Origin of the sequence: Halorussus salinisoli (assembly GCA_005239435.1) — an archaeon.
GTDB lineage: Archaea > Halobacteriota > Halobacteria > Halobacteriales > Haladaptataceae > Halorussus > Halorussus salinisoli.
Window position 1 is genome coordinate 1,370,068 of record SZNP01000001.1, and the last position, 19,974, is coordinate 1,390,041.

General features: G+C 63.6%; 21 protein-coding genes and 1 pseudogene. 9 read left to right on the forward strand and 13 right to left on the reverse strand.

Annotated elements, in window-relative coordinates:
- Nucleotides 1–103 precede the first annotated feature (103 nt).
- From E2484_RS11270 to E2484_RS11280, 3 genes are read right to left on the reverse strand one after another with little or no spacing between them, the layout of a single operon-like run.
- Nucleotides 104–1,600, reverse strand: a complete 1,497-nt coding sequence (locus E2484_RS11270; protein WP_137285277.1) for a tripartite tricarboxylate transporter permease — start codon at nucleotides 1,598–1,600, stop codon at nucleotides 104–106.
- Nucleotides 1,588–2,166: a tripartite tricarboxylate transporter TctB family protein gene (locus tag E2484_RS11275; protein ID WP_137285278.1), complete on the reverse strand. Its 579-nt coding sequence runs from the start codon at nucleotides 2,164–2,166 to the stop codon at nucleotides 1,588–1,590. Before E2484_RS11275 ends, E2484_RS11270 begins: the two co-directional genes overlap by 13 nt.
- The gene (locus E2484_RS11280; protein WP_137285279.1) at nucleotides 2,166–3,155 is read right to left on the reverse strand and encodes an aminopeptidase; all 990 of its coding nucleotides are present in this window, start codon (nucleotides 3,153–3,155) and stop codon (nucleotides 2,166–2,168) included. Before E2484_RS11280 ends, E2484_RS11275 begins: the two co-directional genes overlap by 1 nt.
- Before the next feature lie 224 nt (nucleotides 3,156–3,379).
- On the opposite strand from E2484_RS11280, the gene E2484_RS11285 reads away from it, so the two are divergent.
- On the forward strand, nucleotides 3,380–4,465 hold the full coding sequence (locus E2484_RS11285; protein ID WP_137285280.1) for a Bug family tripartite tricarboxylate transporter substrate binding protein: 1,086 nt from the start codon (nucleotides 3,380–3,382) through the stop codon (nucleotides 4,463–4,465).
- A gap of 307 nt (nucleotides 4,466–4,772) precedes the next feature.
- On the opposite strand, the gene E2484_RS11290 is transcribed toward E2484_RS11285, so the two are convergent.
- Nucleotides 4,773–5,063, reverse strand: a complete 291-nt coding sequence (locus E2484_RS11290; protein ID WP_137285281.1) for a DUF7521 family protein — start codon at nucleotides 5,061–5,063, stop codon at nucleotides 4,773–4,775.
- A 313-nt stretch (nucleotides 5,064–5,376) separates the two neighbouring features.
- Here E2484_RS11290 and E2484_RS11295 point away from each other — a divergent pair, with 313 nt between their 5' ends.
- Genes E2484_RS11295 through E2484_RS11320 form a run of 6 tightly spaced genes read left to right on the forward strand, consistent with a single transcriptional unit; the run spans nucleotide 5,377 to nucleotide 11,916 of the window.
- A complete protein-coding gene (locus E2484_RS11295) occupies nucleotides 5,377–5,862 on the forward strand; it encodes a plastocyanin/azurin family copper-binding protein (protein ID WP_137285282.1) in 486 nt (161 codons plus the stop codon).
- On the forward strand, nucleotides 5,863–7,860 hold the full coding sequence (gene nosZ / locus E2484_RS11300; protein WP_137285283.1) for a TAT-dependent nitrous-oxide reductase: 1,998 nt from the start codon (nucleotides 5,863–5,865) through the stop codon (nucleotides 7,858–7,860).
- A gap of 6 nt (nucleotides 7,861–7,866) precedes the next feature.
- Nucleotides 7,867–8,658 carry a hypothetical protein gene (locus tag E2484_RS11305; RefSeq protein ID WP_321112411.1) on the forward strand — a complete coding sequence of 264 codons (792 nt, stop codon included), beginning with the start codon at nucleotides 7,867–7,869 and terminating at the stop codon, nucleotides 8,656–8,658.
- Between the two features lie 6 nt (nucleotides 8,659–8,664).
- Nucleotides 8,665–10,053 (forward strand): nitrous oxide reductase family maturation protein NosD, encoded by a 1,389-nt coding sequence (nosD, locus tag E2484_RS11310; RefSeq protein ID WP_137285284.1) that lies wholly within the window; start codon nucleotides 8,665–8,667, stop codon nucleotides 10,051–10,053.
- Nucleotides 10,031–10,993, forward strand: coding sequence for an ABC transporter ATP-binding protein (locus E2484_RS11315; RefSeq protein ID WP_137285285.1), 963 nt, complete (start codon nucleotides 10,031–10,033; stop codon nucleotides 10,991–10,993). Before nosD ends, E2484_RS11315 begins: the two co-directional genes overlap by 23 nt.
- Nucleotides 10,990–11,916, forward strand: a complete 927-nt coding sequence (locus E2484_RS11320) for an ABC transporter permease (protein ID WP_137285286.1) — start codon at nucleotides 10,990–10,992, stop codon at nucleotides 11,914–11,916. Before E2484_RS11315 ends, E2484_RS11320 begins: the two co-directional genes overlap by 4 nt.
- Before the next feature lie 245 nt (nucleotides 11,917–12,161).
- Here the strand turns inward: E2484_RS11320 and E2484_RS11325 are convergent, their stop codons facing one another.
- The 3 genes from E2484_RS11325 to E2484_RS24935 all read right to left on the reverse strand — a co-directional run bounded on the left by E2484_RS11325 (nucleotide 12,162) and on the right by E2484_RS24935 (nucleotide 14,248).
- Nucleotides 12,162–13,400 (reverse strand): hypothetical protein, encoded by a 1,239-nt coding sequence (locus tag E2484_RS11325; RefSeq protein ID WP_137285287.1) that lies wholly within the window; start codon nucleotides 13,398–13,400, stop codon nucleotides 12,162–12,164.
- Between the two features lie 192 nt (nucleotides 13,401–13,592).
- Entirely contained in the window at nucleotides 13,593–13,979 is a 387-nt protein-coding gene (locus tag E2484_RS11330) for a secondary thiamine-phosphate synthase enzyme YjbQ (protein ID WP_137285288.1), read from the reverse strand.
- 98 nt (nucleotides 13,980–14,077) lie between these two features.
- The gene (locus E2484_RS24935) at nucleotides 14,078–14,248 is read right to left on the reverse strand and encodes a hypothetical protein (RefSeq protein WP_170977303.1); all 171 of its coding nucleotides are present in this window, start codon (nucleotides 14,246–14,248) and stop codon (nucleotides 14,078–14,080) included.
- Nucleotides 14,249–14,334: 86 nt separating this feature from the next.
- Between E2484_RS24935 and E2484_RS11335 the strand changes: the two genes are divergently transcribed.
- Nucleotides 14,335–15,294, forward strand: a complete 960-nt coding sequence (locus E2484_RS11335) for a D-2-hydroxyacid dehydrogenase (protein ID WP_137285289.1) — start codon at nucleotides 14,335–14,337, stop codon at nucleotides 15,292–15,294.
- A gap of 20 nt (nucleotides 15,295–15,314) precedes the next feature.
- Here E2484_RS11335 and E2484_RS11340 read toward each other — a convergent pair whose 3' ends face one another.
- On the reverse strand, nucleotides 15,315–15,788 hold the full coding sequence (locus E2484_RS11340) for a hypothetical protein (protein WP_137285290.1): 474 nt from the start codon (nucleotides 15,786–15,788) through the stop codon (nucleotides 15,315–15,317).
- Between the two features lie 134 nt (nucleotides 15,789–15,922).
- Here E2484_RS11340 and E2484_RS11345 point away from each other — a divergent pair, with 134 nt between their 5' ends.
- A complete protein-coding gene (locus E2484_RS11345) occupies nucleotides 15,923–16,150 on the forward strand; it encodes a hypothetical protein (RefSeq protein ID WP_137285291.1) in 228 nt (75 codons plus the stop codon).
- Nucleotides 16,151–16,176: 26 nt separating this feature from the next.
- Here E2484_RS11345 and E2484_RS11350 read toward each other — a convergent pair whose 3' ends face one another.
- The 5 genes and pseudogenes from E2484_RS11350 to E2484_RS11370 all read right to left on the reverse strand — a co-directional run.
- Nucleotides 16,177–16,680 carry a DUF2085 domain-containing protein gene (locus E2484_RS11350; RefSeq protein ID WP_137285292.1) on the reverse strand — a complete coding sequence of 168 codons (504 nt, stop codon included), beginning with the start codon at nucleotides 16,678–16,680 and terminating at the stop codon, nucleotides 16,177–16,179.
- Between the two features lie 85 nt (nucleotides 16,681–16,765).
- Entirely contained in the window at nucleotides 16,766–17,146 is a 381-nt protein-coding gene (locus E2484_RS11355) for a TM2 domain-containing protein (protein ID WP_394347906.1), read from the reverse strand.
- Nucleotides 17,147–17,315: 169 nt separating this feature from the next.
- Complete coding sequence (gene asd / locus E2484_RS11360; RefSeq protein ID WP_137285294.1) at nucleotides 17,316–18,350, reverse strand: aspartate-semialdehyde dehydrogenase; 1,035 nt, start codon at nucleotides 18,348–18,350, stop codon at nucleotides 17,316–17,318.
- Nucleotides 18,351–18,481: 131 nt separating this feature from the next.
- Nucleotides 18,482–18,655 carry a 30S ribosomal protein S17e gene (locus tag E2484_RS11365; protein WP_137285295.1) on the reverse strand — a complete coding sequence of 58 codons (174 nt, stop codon included), beginning with the start codon at nucleotides 18,653–18,655 and terminating at the stop codon, nucleotides 18,482–18,484.
- Between the two features lie 129 nt (nucleotides 18,656–18,784).
- Nucleotides 18,785–19,974, reverse strand: a pseudogene (locus tag E2484_RS11370) (BREX-5 system adenine-specific DNA-methyltransferase PglX); the annotation flags it as partial.

Genomic DNA, 19,974 nt, shown 5'->3' on the forward strand with positions numbered 1-19,974 from the left:
ACATTCTCGCCTTCTCGTTGTTTCTCTACGCCAGTCGAAGGATTCCGATGGTGGAACGATCGTTCCGCTCTCTCGTCCGGTTTGAGAGATCGAAATCGGTGTACTACAATACTTGCGTTCGTAATTTGACGAGTTTCGCTTTGAGAAATGGCCCAAACAAAATGAGAACGATTCCGAGTACTAACGCGAGCGAAAGTGGGTTAGATACGAAGATTTCGAACGACCCGCCTGACAGTCGGAGTGATCGGTAGAGGTTTTCTTCCGCAATCGGGCCAAGAATCACTCCCAGAACGAATGCGATAATGGAGTAGTTGTACTTCTTCATGAAATACCCGAGAGTACCGAGAACCACGATCGTCCACACGTCGATCCAATTCGCTCGAAGTGCGATCGCACCTAACGTAGCTAAAACGACGATTACGGGGACGATGTAATCGGTGTCGATAACCGTAAGATATCCTGTTCGGGGAGTGACGAACAGTCCGAGACCGAGAATGATGACGTTCGCGATGAATATAGACAGGAAGATGCTGTACGTGATGTCGAGTTGCGTAGTGAACAGGTCGGGGCCAGGTCGTAGTCCATGCATAATTAGGCCACCTAATAACACCGCAGTTGACCCACTCCCGGGGATACCGAACGAGAGCGTTGGAATAAGTGAGCCACCAACAGTCGCGTTGTTCGCGGCGTCTGTCGCTACCACACCCTCTTCGGTACCTTCACCGAATTTTTCCGGCGTCGATGACGACCGCATCGCCTCCCCGTACGAAATGAAATTGGAAATTGCCGCACCCGAGCCAGGCACTGCTCCGATGAAAAGGCCAATAAGTGCAGATTTCAAGAGAGTCACCGGATAGCTGAACGTCGCTTGCAGACCCTCGCGAACAGTCCCCTGTAACCCGACTTCTGTATCAGCGATCTGTTCTTCACCTGCCAAACGGATCATCTCAGCAATAGCGAACAACCCGATGAGCACCGCCACGAAATCCAACCCATCGTAGAGTGACAACATCCCGAACGTGTACCGCTGTACGGGAACAGTCGGTGCGATGCCGATTGTCGCGAGGAGGAGGCCAAACGCACCGGCGGTGAGCCCCTTGACGATAGAACCTTTAGTGACCACCGTAATCATCGCAAGTCCGAGAATAGCCATCAGGAAATACTGCGGTGAGCCGAACAGGAGGACGAGTTCGATCATCAACGGCGAGAGAAGCAACAAGATAACGACGGCTACGATACCCCCGATCGCAGACGAGACTGCAGAAACAACGAGGGCATTGATCGCCTTACCCTTCCGAGCCAACGGATAGCCATCGAACGTAGTTGCGGCATCGGCTGAACTCCCTGGCACGTTCACCAGAATTGACGGAATGCTTCCGGCGTACATCGCTCCGCTATAGATACTGATCAGGAGAATAATCGCGGAGACGCCATCGAGCGGAATCGTGAGCGGCAGAACGATCGCCATTCCGAGCGTCGATCCGATACCAGGAAGGGCACCGAATACCATTCCTAGTAAGACACCTGTCACGATCCAGAACAGGATTTGGCCAGTGAGCAGGAGTTGAACTGCTTGCTGTAACGCCTCTAAAGGAGGCATACGACCACCTCACGAGGGGTGAACGTAATGTATTGGACGAGTGCACCTTCATCGAGCGGCAGATTCAAGAGTTCCATGAATCCGTACGCTAAGACAAACGAAAGGATCGTGAGAAAACCAGTCACCCACCATGGTTGTCGATACCAGCGGGAGAAGAAAAACGCAAATACGGGTGACATCCACAATAAGCCGATGTAGTAGGCGCTCACAGTGTATCCCACGATACTTGCAGTAGTGAAGATGGAATCTGGCACTGGGCGGCTAGCACTCGAGTCGTCTTCCGTCTCCACGTCTGCATCAGCGGTCGGCTCCTGTCGAGTCCTCTGTGCCGTTTCATCGCCTTCCGATGCCTCGAACAAGTTTGCAGGCTCACTCACGATCGAGCGAATAGATTTCGGAAGGAATCCTTCGAGTAGGAGAAGAAGCGAGCCGATCACTACGACACCTCCCGTTAACCGTGGGAACAGCCCTGCCGTTTCGCCGTAGGCGGACGACTTGTACACCATGGCACCGGCTACAGCAAGTAATACGACGAGAAGCCCGGTTTCCTCGATGTCTTCTGGCATCAGTCTGTCAGTAAGTCGGTGTCCAGTACGCCGTCTTTTACGACTGTCATATCGTCCAATTTGACTGTCGGCTTCCGTAGAACGCCGTCTAGATGGATTTCGCTCCGCGTACTTCCACCGAGCGATTCGTTATCGCCAATCGCGAAGTGCATCGTGCCGGCCCGCTTTTTGTCTTCCGCAGTGTTGCCGATCAGACCTGCTTTCGGGTTCGTACCGATGGCAAACTCCGCCAAGTTCCCGGCGTTCGAATCGCTGTTTGCGAGGATGTTCCGGAGTGTCTCTGCTTCGTCTCCGCCAGAAACCTCGGTTACGAACCCTTCTTTCACTTCCAATCGAATCGGCTCGTCCAGAGTACCGATGTTATCCATCGAGACGTCGATTACAATCGTTCCGTTTGCAGTACCCTCTACGGGGTGAGTGGGAGCTTCACCAGGTGGTAGCGTCGCAAATCCGTACTCTTCGTGGTAGTACCCATCGAGTGAGTGGGCCTGCGTTCCCTCGATACTGAATTCGATATCCGTACCGTTCTCACTCGTAACGTGGGCCCGTGAGGCGTCGGTCATCAACTCGGCTAGCGCCTCGGTTACTCGTCGCAGCTCTTTGAAGTCGACAGTCATCGCACCTTCGACCATCATGTCTTCGGTGACGCCGCGTAGAATACCCGATCGAGTACCTTCGTCAGCTGCTTCCAGTCGGGCACGTGTGTGGGTGATTGCGTGCGTCGTACAGGTAAAGGCAACATCAGCGGTCTTCATCGCTTCAGCGACTGTCGGAGGAGGTTCGTTGCCGTGGCTTTCGAGGAGAGGCATGATCGAGGTGACGGTCGTTGCCCCGACTGCGTTCGCTGCAGTTGCAATACTCTTTGCTACCCCGAACTTCCGAGGATCGGTGATAACGACTACTTCGTCGTCTGGCTGGACGCTGAGACACTCCTCGACGATTGCTTTCGAGGTATCGATCATTTCCAATTCGAGAACGTCGGTGGGCATACTCTGTCTCAGAAAAGGGGGTTGTACAGTATAAATTTGTAATATGGTACCACACTACGCGAACGTTGGTCGTATTAGATAGCTGAATTAAACTAGGCAAGTCGCCATCTCTGTTTATTTAACGCCAGCCTGTATTCATGGAAAGCGACTATTGGTGAAGGGTCAATTATATCAGAACTTCCAAATAACGTATTTGTTTATAATGATTGTCTGTGTTATACGCTATGCGAGAAATAAAACGGCGCGACCTGTTGAAGGCAACGGCTGGTTCAGCTACGATTGGATTCGTGGGCCTCAGCGCGGGTCAGGATGGAGGCGAGACCACGACAGCCGGTGGACAGCAAACCACGACCCAAGCACAAGCCGACTGTGATTTCTCTCCGATGGCGGAGAACTATCCCGAGTCGGGACGTACCATTTCGTACATCGTCCCGTTCAGTCAGGGTGGTGGTACGGATACCTACGCGCGTCAAATCCTTCCACAAGTAGGCGAAAACCTGAATGTCAACTTCCAAATTCAGAACATCCCCGGTAGTGCCTCTCTCCGTGGTACCGGCCAACTGGTCCAAGCAGACTCCGATGGGTACACTATGGGCGCGTTCAACCCGCCGTCCACGCCTCTCTCGTATCTAGTGTTCCAACCGGATTACGATCTCTCGCAACTCAAGGGCGTTGCTACGTACGCCCGGACTCCCTACGTACTCATCACCCAAGGAGACGCAGATGTGGACAGTTTGGAAGGGGTAATGAGCAAGTACGAAGCTGGAGACTGGCAGGCCATCGGTGGTTGTCAAGCCAGAGGAGGTCTGAACCACGTCACAGCCCTCGTTATGCAAAACGAATACGGCATGCAATGGGAGAACTACGTTGGCTACGACGGCTGTGCGCCGGCGGTGCAGGCAGTTGCCTCAGGAGAAGTTCCTGCGACGATTACCACTGACGTTGCAGCCCAAGGAACCGTCGAATCGGACCGAGCCAAGGTAGTTGCCGTTCTCTCGAGCGGTGGTAGTGGTGTCTTCCCGGAGGCCACGCCCGTTACGGAACAGGGCTTCGGGAACATCGACTACATCGGACAACTCACCCGTTCCATGTGGATGCCGTCTGGCGTATCGGATGGACAGGTGAACAAGGTCTCGTCCGCCGTTCAAGAGGCACTACAATCGGACCCCGTCCAGCAGTGGGCAGAAGAAACAGGTAACATAATCGAGTTCAGTTGTCCATCCACCACCGACGAACTCCTCCAGCAAACGTTGGAAACCCTACCTGAACAAGTAGACATCGAAAAGATCCGCGAAGAGGCGACGAGCTAACGACGGGGTGGTAGTCAATTATTTCGCAGAAAACGTCCATGGGATAACGGCGATTCTTCGATTTCGGCCCCGAGTGGGTCGAACTCGTGCGATTCGATTCTCCGAACGCCAGCGGTACCGCGTCGAGACGCTCTTTGGTCGGCCGGTCGTAGCGGCGACGCATAGATACCAGTCTCTTTTAGAAATGTATTCCAATTCTTTGGCACAGTAGATATTTCTTAGAGAACGACAGAACGGTGTTTCGGTCGACCACGTGCGTGCGCCCACCGGCATCGGTGACTGCCGACTCGCCGCGGCCCGTCGGAATCTACGTCTTCGCGTACAGCGAGTAGGTCAGTACGCCGAACCCGAGCGCGATGAACACGCTCTCGACGACGACGCCGTCCGCGATGGTGAGGCCCGTGAACTGGTGGACGACGCCGCCGAGAACGGTCCCGGTCGTCACGAGACCGAACCCGAGTGCGAGCGCCCGGAGCGCGGACACGTTCGTCCGTCGATACGCCTTGAACGCGAAGTAGGTGATGATGCCGCCGAGCGCGAGCGTGATGGTCTTGAGTGCAACCACCGTCGCCGACCCGACGAGGGCTTGCGTCGTCATACCAGTCACTACGCTCTTTTCGGCTTAGTATCGGAGCGTCGTTTTCGGAATCTGAGAATGGACCGAACACAATCGGTTCGGGGGCGGGGCCGAGCGAAGATGTCGTCCGACGTAGTCGTCCGCGCCCGAGCCGCGGTCCCCGCTCGAAACGCCCGTATCTCGGGTATCCGGGTCCGGTTTCTCGAACTTTCGGGTCACCACCGACACGGGGAGTCAACCCCAAACCGAACATATTCACTCCCTTTCTCAGCCACTGACAATCTCTAGTTGGTATAAAGGAGGCCTTCGAGCAACGCCCGACCGTGAGCAAACGATGAACCAAACCAGACGTAACGTACTTCGCGTACTCGGTGTGGCGGGTGTAGCCGGCGTCGCTGGCTGTACGACCGGCGGGTCCGACGGCTCGGACGGCGAAACGACGACAGAGAGCGAGGAGACGACCGAAGGCGGGTCGAGCGGGGAGTCGTGGGAACAGGCCAGCACGGTCGAGATGACCGACGACCTCGCGTACGCGCCCAAACGAATCGAGGTGTCGAAGGGGACGACGGTGACGTGGGAGAACGTCGGAAGTATCGGCCACACGATAACGGCCTACGAGGACGAGATACCCGACGATGCGAGCTACTTCGCGTCGGGCGGGTTCGACTCCCAGTCGGCCGCCTCGGACGGCTACCCCGACGAGGGGAACGTCAAGGAAGGCGAGTCCTACGAGTACACGTTCGAGACGAAAGGCACGTACAAGTACTACTGCATCCCCCACGAGATGAACGGGATGGTCGGTTACGTCAAGGTGGTCTAAATGAGCGATAGTGACAACTGCGCCGACGTCGACGAGATGAAGAGTCCGGACGAGATATTCGAGGAGTACGAGGCGAAACTGAACGACGCGCTCGCCGAGGTCGAGGAGCCTCCGGAAAAACCGGGCGACGGCATCCGACTCGGTCTCGGCGACCTCAGCCTCGACCGGCGGGACTTCATGAAGGCGGGCGCGGCGGTCGGTGCGACGACCGCACTCGCGGGGTGTTCCGGCTTCGGCGGGAGCGGCGGGCAGGGAACCACGTCGTCGGGCGGCCACGGGAGCGTCCCCGACCACAAGGTCGCGCCGGGCGAACACGACGAGTACTACGGCTTCTGGAGCGCGGGTCACTCCGGCGAGGTCCGGGTCGTCGGCGTCCCGTCGATGCGCGAACTCATGCGCATCCCGGTGTTCAACCCCGAGAGCGCCCGGGGCCACGGCTTCGACGACCAGTCCAAACGACTGCTCGAAGAAGGCGGCGGCTACACGTGGGGTGACTCCCACCACCCGAACCTCTCGGAGACGGACGGCGAGTACGACGGCGAGTACCTGTTCATCAACGACAAGGCCAACGGCCGCATCGCCCGGGTGAACCTCAAGTACTTCGAGACGGACGCCATCACGGACGTTCCCAACGTGCAGGCGATTCACGGCTGTTGTATCCAGAGCCCCGACACCGACTACGTGTTCGGCAACAGCGAGTTCCGGACGCCGATCCCCAACGACGGCCGCGACGTGAAGAATCCCGACGAGTACGAGTCGGTGTTCACGGCGATGGACCCCGAGAGCATGGAGGTCCAGTGGCAGGTCCGCGTGGACGGCAACCTCGACATCCTCGACACCGACAAGGACGGCCGGTGGGCCATCTCCAGCGCGTACAACGACGAGGAGGGCGTCGAAGTCGAGGAGATGACCCACGACGACCGCGACTACGTGAAGGCCTTCGACGTGCCGAAGATTCAGAAGGCGGTCGACAACGGCAACTACGAGGAGGTCAACGGTATCCCGGTCGTGGACGGCACGCAGGATAGCAAACTCAACCAGGGGAGCGACCCCATCGTACGCTACATCCCGACGCCCAAGAGCCCCCACTGCGTGGAGGTCACGCCCGACGGGAAGTACGCGATGGTAGCGGGCAAGCTCTCGCCCACGGTGTCCATCATCGACATCGAGAAACTCGATACGGCCGACGACCCCGCCGACACCATCGTCGGCCAGCCCAAGGTCGGTCTCGGGCCGCTCCACACCACCTACGACGACCGGGGGCACGCCTACACCTCGCTGTTCATCGACTCGCAGGTCGCCAAGTGGGACATCGAGAAGGCGGTCGAGGCCGAGAAGGGTTCGACCGACCCCGTCATCGAGAAGATAGACGTTCACTACAACCCCGGCCACATTCAGGCGACGCAGGCGATGTCGGCCGACCCGCAGGGCGACTGGCTGGTCGTCCTCAACAAGCTCTCGAAGGACCGATTCCTACCGGTCGGGCCGGTTCACCCCGACAACGACCAGCTCATCTACATCGGCGACGACGCCGCGGGGATGGAACTGGTGGCCGACGAACCGGTCTACCCAGAACCGCACGACGCCATCATGGTCGAGGCCGACAAGCTCGACCCCGCGACGGTCTGGGACGAGAGCGACTACGAGGGAGAGAAACCGTACATCAGCGAGGACGAGTCCGGAATCGAGCGCACGGGCGAGAAGTCGGTCGAGGTGAACGTGTCGGTCAAGCGGAGCGAGTACGGTCTGCGCGACTTCACGGTGAAGGAGGGCGACGAGGTGAAACTCACCGCGACCAACATCGAAGGGAGCCGTGACATCCTCCACGGCCTCGCCGTCCCGCAGTACGACGTGCATCTCGCGCTCGCGCCTAAGGACACCCGGCAGGCCACCTTCACGGCCGACGACCCCGGCGTGTACTGGTTCTACTGCACGTACTTCTGTAGCGCGCTCCACCTCGAAATGCGCTCGCGGATGATCGTGGAACCGAGGGGCTGATTCGCCATGAACTGGCCGACCCGCGAGGAGTTCACGGAAGTTCGGCGACTCCTGCCGGTGATAGCCGCGGTGCTGTTCGTCGGCGCGCTGGCGCTCCCGATGTGGGTCATCAACGTCCACGCGGCCCAGTACCCCGACCAGGTGCTACGGGTCCACCTGTACGCGTATCCGCACCTGACCGGCGACTACGCCGAGATGGCCACGCTCAACCACTACGTGGGGTTCTACTACCCCGACCCGGTGTACTGGACGCCGAACTACGAGGTCCACCCGCGGGCGGTCGACGTGCCCGAGTGGTCGGTCGGACCGCTCGCGTTCGTCGGGGTCGGCCTGCTCAGCCTGTTCGTCGCGCTAGCGCCAACGACCGAGAAGCTCAAACGCGGACTGAAGTGGCAACTTGCGGGCACCGTGACGGTGTTCGGAGTGATGATAGCCGACATCCAGTATCGGCTCTACCAGACGGGCCACTCGCTCGACCCCGGCGCGCCGGTGATGGGCGTCGACCCGTTCACCCCGCCGCTGTGGGGGACCTACGAAGTCGCCAACCTCACCACCTACTCGCGGCTCGGTCCCGGCGCGTACCTGTCGATAGTCGCGGTCGGCCTGCTGGTGGTCGCGTTCCGGTTCCGGAACACGGACGTTCGGGTCCACCGACTCCCCGACCGCTTCCGCGACCGTCTCGGCCGATTCCGGCGAAAGAGCGGCCGGCGTCGACGCGGCGGCACGGACGAGAACCGTGGCGGAACTGACGAGACGCCCGAAGCGGAGGCGTCGGCGGGACGCGCTCGGAGGAGGTGATTACGGATGGACTTCGGCGTCGAACGACTGTTCGCAATCGCCGCCGCGCTCGTCCTCGTCGCCTCGGCCGCGACGGTCGTCGCCGACCCCGGTGGGTCAGACCGGACGGCCGACGCCCTCTCGTTCGACGCCGGGGTTCCCGCGGAGTACGACTTCACGGTCCCGGAAACGTCCAGGACGGCGACGGTGGACGGCCAGCAGTTCGACTCGGTGCAGGCCGCGGTCGAGGCCGCCGAACCGGGTGCGACGGTGGTACTCTCCGGACGGTTCACCGAACGCGTCGTGGTCAACACCTCGGGCGTGACGCTGACCAGCGCGCCCGGCGAGTTCGCGGTCATCGACGGCCGCGGAGAGGGCGACGTGCTGACCCTGAACCGCGAGAACGCCACCGTCCGGCGCGTCTGGGTCCGGAACTCGGGATTCGACACCGAGGACAACGACGCCGGAATCTGGGTCAACTCGTCGTCGGCCCGGATAGTCGACAGTCGCGTGACCGCGACCACGTTCGGCGTCTGGGTCGACGGCGTGGACGACGTGACGGTCCGGAACAACACCATCGTCGGTCGCGAGGAGGTGACGCCGCTCTCGTATCGAGGCAACGGTATCCAGCTCTGGAAGACCGAGGAGACGGTCGTCGCGGACAACCGAATCACCGACGCTCGGGACGGCATCTACTACTCGTGGGCCTCGGAGGTCCTCGGGCGCAACAACACGATGTGGGACCTTCGGTACGGAGTCCACTACATGTACTCCGACGACTGTCGACTGGCCGGCAACGTGGCGTTCGACAACGACGTGGGCTACGCGCTCATGACCTCGGAGAACCTCGAAATCGTCGATAACACCGCGGTAAACAACACCGGGTCCAGCGGCCACGGACTCCTGCTCAAGCGCATCGACCGGACCACCGTCCGAAACAACTCGCTGGTGGGCAACGGGAACGGCCTGTTCGTCTACAACTCGGTCGAGAACACCCTCGCGGGCAATCTCGTGCTGGACAACGACGTGGGCGTCCACCTGAGCGCCGGAAGCGTGCGCCAACAGGTGGTCGACAACAGCTTCGTCGCCAATCGACAGTCGGTTCACGCGGTCGTCAGCCACCAACTCGCGTGGAACGCCACCGACCGGGGGAACTACTGGTCGGACGCGCAGGTCGTGGACTCGGACCGCGACGGCGTGAGCGAGGTCCGCTACCGACCCGCGGGGCTCGCCGAACACCTCGTCCGTACGCATCCGCAGGCGGCGGTGTTCGCCCGGAGTCCCGCGTTCGACGCCGTCAGATTCGCCGAGAGCAGCGTCCCCATCATCGAATCGCCCGGCGTAATCGACCACCACCCGCTCGCAGACTCACCACACGACTGGAGGCACTACTATGGACGCAATCGAAGTTCGTGACGCCACGAAGACGTACGGCGACGTGACCGCCCTCGACGGCCTCTCGCTGTCGGTGGAGTCGGGGACCGCGTTCGGACTCCTCGGCACCAACGGCGCGGGCAAGACCACGCTGTTCAAACTCCTCGTGGGCCACCTCCGGCCGGACGAGGGGTCGGTCTCGGTCGTCGGCCGGAACGTCGAGACCGCCGGGCCGTCGGTCCGCGAGCAGGTCGGCTACCTCCCGGAGCACGCCGGGTTCCCGCCGTCGCTGACCGGCCGAGAGGTACTGGAGTTCCACGCGAAGATGCGCGGCCTCCCGGCCGACGAGCGGGCCGACCGCATCGCCGACACGCTCGAAACTGTGGGGCTGTCCGAGGCGGCCGACCGGGCGGTCACGGGCTACTCGAACGGGATGAATCGGCGACTCGGACTGGCGACCGCCCTGCTCGCTCGCCCCGGAGTCTTGCTACTCGACGAACCGACCGCGGGGCTGGACCCGCAGGGGGTCGCCACTTTCCACCGAATCGTCGAGCGTCTCCGGGACGAGACCGACCTGACGCTGGTCGTCTCCTCGCACGTCCTCGGGGAAATCGAGCGCCTCTGCGAGGAGGTGGCGGTCGTCCACGACGGCGAACTCCGGGCCAGCGGTTCCATCGACGAGTTGCGCCGAGAGTGCGGCGACTCGGTGACGGTCCGCGCCCGACTCGCCCAGGAGACCGACCGAGAGGCCGCCGTCGATGCGGTCCGGCCGCGAGCCGAGACCCTGCGAACGGACGGGCGCGTGGTCGAGGCGACCTGCCCGCGCTCGGCGGCGACCGAACTGGTCGACGCGCTGGACGAGGCCGTCGGACTCGACGGCTTCGAGGTGCGCGAACCCGGTCTGGACGCGGTGTTCGACCGGGCGCTCGGGGCCGAGGAGTCGCCGGACTCTCCCGCCGACCCGGAGGTGGTCGCGCCGTGACCGACGACGAACTCCAGTCCCGGCCGGACGGCGGGGTCGCCACGCGACCGGGGACGGTCGCCGAGGCCGATAGCGAACCCCGGACCGACGCCGAGACGGTCGGCGAGCGACCCCGGCTCTGGCCGGTCCGGCAGGTCGCCGCGGTCGCCACGCAGGAGTATCGGCTCTCGATCCGTAACCGATGGGCGTTCGCGCTGACCGGTCTGTTCGGCCTGCTCGCGGTGGTGCTGGTGACGTTCGGCGGGTCCGGCGTCGGGCCGACCAGCCCCGACGCGTTCGTCGCCAGCCTCGTCGTCCTCGGGACGTATCTGCTCCCGCTGGCCGCGCTGGCGTTCGGTTACGACGCCGTGGTCGGCCCGGCGGAAAACGGCTGGCTCGACGTGGTGTTCGCACTTCCGGTCGCCCGGTCGCGGGTCGTGGTCGGGACGTTCCTCGGCCGGGCCGCCACGCTGGCCGCGGCGACCCTCGTCGGGTTCGGAGCCGGCGGGGTCGCGCTCGGGTTCCGTGCCGGGGCGGTCGATTGGGCGGACTACGCGACCTTCGTCCTCGCGGCGGTCGTCTGCGGAGCGGCGTTCCTCGCGCTCGGGCTACTCGTCTCGACGCTGGTCGCCGAGAAGACCCAGGCGCTCGGTCTCGCGCTGCTGGTGTGGGTCTGGTTCGTGTTCGGCCACGACCTCGTCGCGCTCGGTGCTGTCGCGGCGCTCGACCTGCCGCAGGCCGCGCTGTCGGCGTTCGTCCTCGCCAACCCGGCCGACGTCTTCCGCGTGCTGGTGTTGAGCCAGCTGGGAGCCTCGGGCGGCGGACTCGCGGCGGCCCTCGGCGGGTCCGCGCTCTCGTGGCCGGTGCTTGCGGGGGCGCTCCTCGCGTGGGTCGTCGTCCCGGTCGCGGCCGCGACCCGACTCGTCCGGCGCGTGAACGTCTGAGACGGTGTTCCGAGGCCGAGAATACGCGGCTTCTTTCCGGGTCCGGCACGTCTCGGAGCGCCTCGCCCATCACGCTGCGAGCGACGAGCAAGAGCCGTTATCGAAGGGGGAAGACGAGAGAGGACGACCGCCAGGAGCGTCGGCTGAACGCCAAAGTAACCCCTCAGCAAGGTATCGGTTCTCCGTCCCTGTGGTACCGGTCCACCCGCCCAGTCGGTCGTCCCGGCGTCTCGGTCGATGGCCGGTCATCCCGGCGTCTCGTTTCCGAACTCGGGGAGAACTCTGACGAACACCTGGTCGTCGGTTTCGCCGTCCGCTTCGACCGACAGGGCGTAGACGCCGGGTTCGACGCCGTCGGTGTCCACGGCGACCGACCAGTTGCCGTCCGAGTCCCAATCGTGAGTCCACACGACCGGAATCCGACCGGGAGTCGGACCCGATACCGCCTCGACGCTGATGGTGCTGTCGCCCGGGAGCAGATTGGTCTCCCCCGCGACGACCATCCGCTCGCCGACCGTGACGGCGTAGATTCCCTCCCGACCGAACTGGCTCTCGGGCGCGACGGTGGTAATCGTCGTGGTACTCTCGACGTAGTCGAACCGCTCGGCGACGAGGAGGTCGTCGCTCCCTGCCTCGTCTACGGTCTGGTCGAGGAATCGCTCCCGGACCTGCCGGGCGTCGAGTCTCGCGGGGTGGTGTGCGACGTACTCGGCCACCGCGTCGAGCGTCGCGTTGGTTCCGTCGGGGAGATGGCCGTCGCCGGCCCGCTCGTCCCGACCGAGCGCCAACACGTAGGCCTGTACCGGTCCCTCGGCGAGCGCGGTCCCGTCGTCGGTTCGGAGCGCGACGTCCACGTCGAACGAACCGTTCCCTCTGGGGACCTGTAGCTGGTCGGTCGCTACTCGGCCCCGCGAGTCCACGAGAACGACCAGCAACTCCCGGCCGCCGCGGGAGGTCCCCCGGACGGTGACTTCGGCGTTCTCGCTCGACAACTCGCCGCCGACCGTCACGAAACTCCCCCGGAGTCGAGTACGACTGACCCGGAGTATCGTCTGGCCGCTCTCGGCCCGGACGAATCGGGTCGGGTCGAGGCTGGTGGGGAGCGACCCGTTTGCGCCGACGTCGCTGGCGTTCACGACGCCCAGTCGGTAGTCACCCGGAAACGAGAGCAACCGGTTGGCGTTCGAGAGGACGAGGTTCCGGACCGACCAGTTGCCCTGCTCGTCCACCGCGAGCGTGTCGTCGCCACCGAGTTCGCCGTCCCGGTTCACGTCCAGCAACTGCCAGTCGCCGCCGCCGCGAGCGTAGACTGCGACCGACTCGACGCTCCGGTTCGCGCTCCCGCTGACGTTCACGGCCTGCCCGACGAAGTACTCGCCCTCGGGCGAGGAGATCTCTATCGACTCGTGGGACGCCGTCGCTACCGGCGTCCAGAACGCTCCCAGTCCACCGAGCGATACCCCCAGCGCCAGTACGACCGCCACGGCGGCCCTCGTGCGCTCCACGTTTCTCACCTATGGGATAGAGTTACAATGTCAGGCGTTATCGGTGTTCGGGCGCACGGGAGTCGGACACTCGGCGGCAGGCCGACCGGGCCAACGGGTAGTCCGACTGCTTCACCCGAACGCGCCACGCTGACCGACCGACCCGGAGGATTTCGAGGACCCGCCAGTGAATCACGACATCACGGTCACGTCCACCCGCCGGGTCCGCGGGCCGTCGCACTCCACGAACAGCACGGACTGCCACGTTCCGAGCGCGAGTTCGCCGTCCTCGACGGGGACGCTGACCGACTCGCCCAACACGGTCGCTCGGAGGTGGGCGTCGGCGTTGTCGTCGATTCGGTCGTGGCGGTAGTCGCCGTCGCTCGGCGCGAGTCCCGCCACGAACGCCTCGATGTCGTCCAGCAGGCCCGACTCGGCCTCCTGGAGGACGACCCCGGCGGTGGTGTGGCGGACGAAGACGGTGCAGATTCCCGACTCCACGTCGTCGGACACCTTCTCGGCTACGCGGTCGGTCACGTCCACGACCTGCGTGCGCTCGTCGGTCCGGACCTCGAACATGGGCGAGAGTTCGCGGACGAGCGCCGTAGTTGCACCGGAGTATCGGTACCTCGAAAACGTTCACATATGTCTTATCAATGTGAATAATCCTCTGCTACTTATATAAATTGCCGAAGGCCGACCGGGCCGTTCGACCCGGCGCGCGCCAGCGCGCGAGGAACGAGCGAGCGAAGCGAGCGAGGGGGTTGGGGAGGCATGAGGTTCGCGGTCACGGTGCTGTGCGGGGCGGTAGACTCCTTGGCGTCGGCAATAGCTAGCTCCTCTACCATTCACAATCACTCCGCGAAGGCCTCACGAGTTCTCGCTTCGCCGCTTCAGGTGGCACTTTAGTCCCGGAAGACGAAACCAGCCACGAATGACCCAAGACGCACCCGACGTGGTAGTCCTGCGGAAGAGCACGCACGGCACGCCCGTCTCGGAGTACGCCGCCGAACTCCGCGAGCGCCTGCCCGACCGCGACGTGCGCCACGCCCGAACGCCGAGCGAGGAGCGCGAACTGATAGAACGAGCGCCCGTCGTGGCCGGAATGGAGATAGACGAGGAGACGCTGGCCCGCGCCGAGAACTTGGAACTGTTCGCCTGCGCGTACGCCGGGACCGGCCACCTGCCGCTCGACGCGCTCGAAGACCGCGGCGTGGCGGTCACGAACGCCTCGGGCGTCCACGGTCCGAACATCGGCGAACACGTCGTCGGGAACCTGCTCGTCTTCGCGCGCCGACTCCACGAGGGGTGGCGACGCCAGCAGAACCGCGAGTGGCGACACTTCCGCGCCCACGAGTTGCAGGACAGCACCGTCACGGTCGTCGGACTGGGAGCCATCGGCCAGTCGGTGGTCGAGCGACTGGAAGGGTTCGGCGTCGAGACCATCGGCGTGCGCTACACGCCCGAGAAGGGCGGGCCGACCGACGAGGTGGTCGGCTTCGACGGGCCGGAGTTCGAGGACGCCCTCGCGCGCACGGACTACCTCGTGCTGGCCTGCCCGCTGACCGAGACGACCCGCGGGCTAATCGGCGAGGCGGAACTCAAGACCACGCCGCCCGACGCCGTCCTCGTCAACGTCGCCCGCGGGCCGGTGGTCGATACCGACGCCCTGCTCTGGGCGCTCCGGGGCCACCACCTCCGCGGCGCGGCGCTCGACGTGACCGACCCCGAACCGCTCCCGGAGGACCACCCGCTCTGGAATCTGGAGAACTGCCTGGTCACGCCGCACTGCTCGGGCCACACGCCGGAGTACTACTCGCGATTGGCCGACATCGTGGCCGAGAACGTGCGGCGGTTGGACGAGGGCGAGGAGTTGGAGAATCGGGTGGTGTGACGAAAGCCGACGCTACCGATTCACAGTTCCTCGCTTGGTTTCCTGATTCCCGACCGGCCGAACTCCTCGGCGTGCTGGAGGGTCTTCTCTTCCAGCGTGTCGACGAACTTCTTCGCCGTCAGGACGGCGTCGTCGACTTCGTTTCGGCTACACGTGAAATAGACGTCTCGAAGGTGGTAGTTGGGGTTGTTCGTCTTGTAGTGTGACGTGTCCCACTCGTAGTCGTCGAACATCTTGGTGGTCTCCGTCACGATCCACTTCGCCGCCGCGTGGGCACGCATCGTCTCCTCGTCGTCGAGCGTATCCGGATAGTTCTGGTCGATATCGTGTCCGAAGGGAGTCGGAACGTCCCCGACGACGACCTCGATTTCGTCGTCTCCGACCTCGACGAGAAGGATTTTCGCGTCGCCCGACACGAACGGGGTCGCTATTTCGTAGACGACGTCCGCGTCGTCTTCGCGCCAACGCGACCGTGAGTCGCTGCTTCGAGACATAGTTGGAGACAGCGAGTCCGCCCGTTTATTTTTATCTACGAAACCGAACTCGCCGGGACGAAACTCACTTCGAGCCTGTCCGAGTTCCCGCCTCGGCGACCACCTTTATCCCGCCACCTACCGACGTTCGAAGCATGCGAAAACGACTCAATCGCGTTCTGACCCGTGCCAAATACGCCGCTATCGGAGCGGGCATCGGCGGCGCACTCGGCGGACTCGTCAGTCGGAACGCCGCGAGTACCGCCGCGGGCGTCGGCGCACTCGTCGGCGCGACGGTCGGCGAGAAACGGAGTTCGGTCGATGCGGTCGTCACTCGGGTGAAGGACACGGACCGCAGTGAAAATCTGCTCCCGAGAGAGTAACCCAGGCGACCGACCACGGAGAATGGTCAATCGTTTTCGGAACGAATCTTCTCGGCAACCAGGGCGACACACGCTATCCCAGCGTAGACGACTCCAACTGCAACGACGACCGGACGGAGCGACTGCTGTGTGAGACCCACGAGACCGCACCCGTAGCCGATACCGAGCGAGAGGCCGGTCGTCGCGCGACTCAGATTGTGGCCCGTTCGGTGGGTGTACGCGGTTCGACTCCAGTCCGCGAGTGCGAAGACGGGTAACACGCCGACGAGGACGGGAATCGACTCTCGCGGTAGCAACCCGAGTACGCACGCGAGTACACCGAACGCGATTCCGGGATAGATACCGGCACACCGCGCGCACACCTGCACCGGTCGCTCTCGATTACGCCACGGTACGGACACCGCAAAACACCGGTCCCAGTCCCCCGGTTCGTGATGCGAAAGTGCGTAGCGGCGCGTCTCGCCGAGACCTTGCCGGAACTCGCGCCACCGCGTCGTCCACACGTCACCGTCGCGCTCCTCGCCGGTCATCGCGCCCACGTCCCGTTACGAGTCGGCCGTGTCGCGTAGCCCCGTCCGGTCGCCGTCGGTTCCCGGCGACGTGTCTGCATCGTCGTCACCCGTCGACGTACTTGCGCTGGAACTCCTCCTCGGACTTCGTGAAGTACATGATTCCTTCGACGAGTCCGACGATCGCCGGGACGAGAGTCCACGAGAAACAGAGGTACACCACGCCCATCTTCACGTCGTCGAGATAGAACTTGTGGGCACCGACCCCGCCGAGCAGTATCGCCAGCAAGCCCGCGGCCACCTGATCTTTGTCCGAGTCGCTCGCCGCTGATATCCCCACGGTCTGGCGGACGCCGCACTCCGGGCAGATTTCGGCGTCCCGATTGATTACCGCTCCGCAGTCCGTGCAGAACTTCTCGTCGGCCGAGCGGTCTGTCCCGCCGCTCGACGGGACCTCGGTCTGTGATACGCCACACTCCGGACACAGTTCTGCGTCCGCTACGATGCCCGCGCCGCACGAAATACAGTGTTTCTCCTTCCCGGTACCGTCTCCTCCTTCGGTCGAGTCGTCGTCCGGACCCGATGGTGTCTCGTTCGACATGGACTCTCGTTCATATGTCCCCACCAAGAAACTACCGGAAATCCTAGAAGTGGTGTTAAATCCAGCCGTCGCTCCGAAGCAGTTCCGCGTTCAGCACCGCCGCGCCCGCCGCGCCGCGAATCGTGTTGTGCGCCAGCGTGTTGTACTGGACGCCCGCCGGAGTCGCCTGCACGCCACCGGCCGCGATGGTCATTCCGCCGCCCAGGGTTCGGTCGAGTCGGGGTTGGGGCCGACTCGGGTCCTCGAACACCTCGATGAGCGGGTCGGGCGAACTCGGCAGGTCGAGGCTCTCGACGCCGCGGAACGCCTCCTCCACGTCGGCCTCGGTCACGTCGTCGCGGGTCTCGGCCCAGACGTTTTCGAGGTGGCCGTCGATGGTCGGCACGCGATTGCAGGACGCCGAGACCTCGGCGTCGTGATGGGCCAACTCCGCGCCGTCGAAGGTGCCCAGAAGCTTGCGGGATTCGGTCTCCATCTTCTCCTCCTCGCCGCCGATGTGGGGGATGACGTTGTCGATGATCTCCATCGAGGTGACGCCCGAGTAGCCCGCGCCCGAGACGGCCTGTAGGGTTGAGACGTGGACGCGCTCCAGTCCGAACTGGTCGAGCGCCGCGAGGGTCGGGACCATCGTGATGGTCGAGCAGTTGGGGTTCTTGACGACCGCGCCGTCCCACCCGCGCTCGTCGCGCTGGACTTCGAGCAGGTCGAGGTGGCCCGGGTTGATTTCGGGAATCACGAGAGGCACGTCGTCGGCCATCCGGTCGTTCGAGGAGTTCGAGGAGAGGACGTAGCCCGCCTCGGCGAAGTCGGGTTCGACTTCGGCCGCCACGCCAGATGGGAGCGACGAGAACAGCAAGTCCACGTCGTCGGGGACCTCCGACGGGTCGGTCGCCCGCACGGTCAGGTCGGACACCGCGGACGGAATCGGTGAATCGACCCGCCACTTCGCGGCCTCTCCGTAGGAGAGACCCTCGCTGTCTTCGCTCGCAGTTACCGCCGCCAGTTCGAATTCGGGGTGGCCGTCCAGCAGTTGGATACATCGCTGGCCGACCGCACCCGTCGCGCCGAGGACGCCGACTCGTACAGTCATGGTACCCATCGTTCGGCGTTACGGCGATAAAACGATTTGGGAAGGGACAGCATTTTGCGCGATTCCGCGATTCGAGTCACGGCGCTGTCACTGGTCGGCGAGTTTGCGGAGAAACCAGACAGCTAACGGCTCTACTTCTTGCGCGTGACGTAGCCCGCGATGCGGTTGCGGACGCCCTTCGACTCGATGTTGGTGAGTTTCTGGACGCTCTCTTTGTTCTGGTCGAAGTCGGTCGTGAAGGCGTCGGGGTATCGCTCCAGCAGGATGGTCCCCGTCTTCTTGACGTAGTCGGGTTTGATTGCCATGCATGGTTTTCTACGTCCGTAAAGTAAGTGCGTTGCGGTATCTGCCGGACCCTCGGGAGGGGTCCGAGCGCACCGGGGTCCCGACGGCGTCGCGGCCGCACTCGGGGACCGTCTCGGTCGGGGGCGGGGTCAGAGGACGTCGTCTTCGACGGTCTTCGGGACGATTTCGGCGTCGGCGAGCGGCGCGACGTTGACCTCCACGCCGTGCTTGCGGTTCGGCCGATACCCCGCCGTCGTGATTTCGGACCGCGCGCGGTCCTCCCACTCGTCGGAAATCCCGGCCGCGACCGCCTCGCAGGCGTCCGCAATCTCGTCGGCGAGATTTCGGTACTCGTCCACGCCACTCGCCAGTTCGGCGAGGCAGCGTCGGCGCTTCGAGACGTCGTCGTCGCTGATGCGGGCCTGGTCGGACGACTCGAACTTCTCGTAGTAGTAGGTCGTGAAGAGGATGCCGTTGCTCGCGTAGTGGGCAGAACCCACCAGGTCGTCGTAGTACGCGAACAGGTCGTAGCGGTTGGCCGGAACCGGCTCCGAGCCGTCTTCGGCGTAGGCTTCGAAGGCCGCCTCCAGGTCGGCGAGTGCGTCCAGCCATTCGTCCCGATTCTCGCGGACCGTCTCGTAGAACGAGGGGCTGAACAGTTCGCTCATCTCCGCGTCGTCCGTCTCGGCCAGTTCGTCGAGGGTCTCCAGCCGCGAGGCCGTCTCTTCTCTGAAATCTGCGACCTTCTCCGCGGCCTCCCGCGCGGTCCGCCGGTTCTCGTCGGACCAGTCGCGCGGCGAGGGCCGGGCCAACTCGCTCAGTTTCTGCTCGAACACCGTAATCTGTTCCAGACCGCTCTCGCATCGAGCATATTCCTCGGCGGCGGCCGCCTGCTCGGAGGCCGACAGCGACTCGTCGCCGCGCCGCCGATTCGCCGCGCCTCGGCGCTCGCGGAGCAGGGCCTTCCGGGGTTCGAGGTAGCGGTTCTGGAGGCGGTCGAAGACGCCCGCGTCGAGTTGGTGGTAGTCCACGAGACAGCCGAACCCCTCTCCCTCGGGGTCCGAGACGAGGCGCTCGGTCGTGAGTCGCCACAGAATCGGCGTCCGGTCGAAGGTCGAGACGTGGTAGTCGAAGAGGTCCTCGACCAGCCACGCCCGGAGGTTCGGATAGGCTCGCTCGTCGGCCGACCGACTCCCCAGGACCGAATCGACTTCGGCCAGTCTCGCCGCGGCGTGGTCGCCGAAGAGTCGCTCGAACTCGGCCTCGATGCGGGTGAGGAGGTCGGTTTCGCCCTCCACGTCGGAGAGCGGGACGACGCCGTCGTCGTCCTCGTGGACGA

Coding starts and splice junctions, on each gene's coding strand:
- E2484_RS11350 (WP_137285292.1), bottom strand. CDS start 16,680: ATGACCGGCGAGGAGCGCGACGGTGACGTGTGGACGACGCGGTGGCGC.
- E2484_RS11345 (WP_137285291.1), top strand. CDS start 15,923: ATGCGAAAACGACTCAATCGCGTTCTGACCCGTGCCAAATACGCCGCT.
- E2484_RS11275 (WP_137285278.1), bottom strand. CDS start 2,166: ATGCCAGAAGACATCGAGGAAACCGGGCTTCTCGTCGTATTACTTGCT.
- E2484_RS11285 (WP_137285280.1), top strand. CDS start 3,380: ATGCGAGAAATAAAACGGCGCGACCTGTTGAAGGCAACGGCTGGTTCA.
- E2484_RS11290 (WP_137285281.1), bottom strand. CDS start 5,063: ATGACGACGCAAGCCCTCGTCGGGTCGGCGACGGTGGTTGCACTCAAG.
- nosZ (WP_137285283.1), top strand. CDS start 5,863: ATGAGCGATAGTGACAACTGCGCCGACGTCGACGAGATGAAGAGTCCG.
- E2484_RS24935 (WP_170977303.1), bottom strand. CDS start 14,248: ATGGTAGAGGAGCTAGCTATTGCCGACGCCAAGGAGTCTACCGCCCCG.
- E2484_RS11330 (WP_137285288.1), bottom strand. CDS start 13,979: ATGTTCGAGGTCCGGACCGACGAGCGCACGCAGGTCGTGGACGTGACC.
- nosD (WP_137285284.1), top strand. CDS start 8,665: ATGGACTTCGGCGTCGAACGACTGTTCGCAATCGCCGCCGCGCTCGTC.
- E2484_RS11280 (WP_137285279.1), bottom strand. CDS start 3,155: ATGCCCACCGACGTTCTCGAATTGGAAATGATCGATACCTCGAAAGCA.
- asd (WP_137285294.1), bottom strand. CDS start 18,350: ATGACTGTACGAGTCGGCGTCCTCGGCGCGACGGGTGCGGTCGGCCAG.
- E2484_RS11270 (WP_137285277.1), bottom strand. CDS start 1,600: ATGCCTCCTTTAGAGGCGTTACAGCAAGCAGTTCAACTCCTGCTCACT.
- E2484_RS11335 (WP_137285289.1), top strand. CDS start 14,335: ATGACCCAAGACGCACCCGACGTGGTAGTCCTGCGGAAGAGCACGCAC.
- E2484_RS11305 (WP_321112411.1), top strand. CDS start 7,867: ATGAACTGGCCGACCCGCGAGGAGTTCACGGAAGTTCGGCGACTCCTG.
- E2484_RS11295 (WP_137285282.1), top strand. CDS start 5,377: ATGAACCAAACCAGACGTAACGTACTTCGCGTACTCGGTGTGGCGGGT.
- E2484_RS11340 (WP_137285290.1), bottom strand. CDS start 15,788: ATGTCTCGAAGCAGCGACTCACGGTCGCGTTGGCGCGAAGACGACGCG.
- E2484_RS11315 (WP_137285285.1), top strand. CDS start 10,031: ATGGACGCAATCGAAGTTCGTGACGCCACGAAGACGTACGGCGACGTG.
- E2484_RS11365 (WP_137285295.1), bottom strand. CDS start 18,655: ATGGCAATCAAACCCGACTACGTCAAGAAGACGGGGACCATCCTGCTG.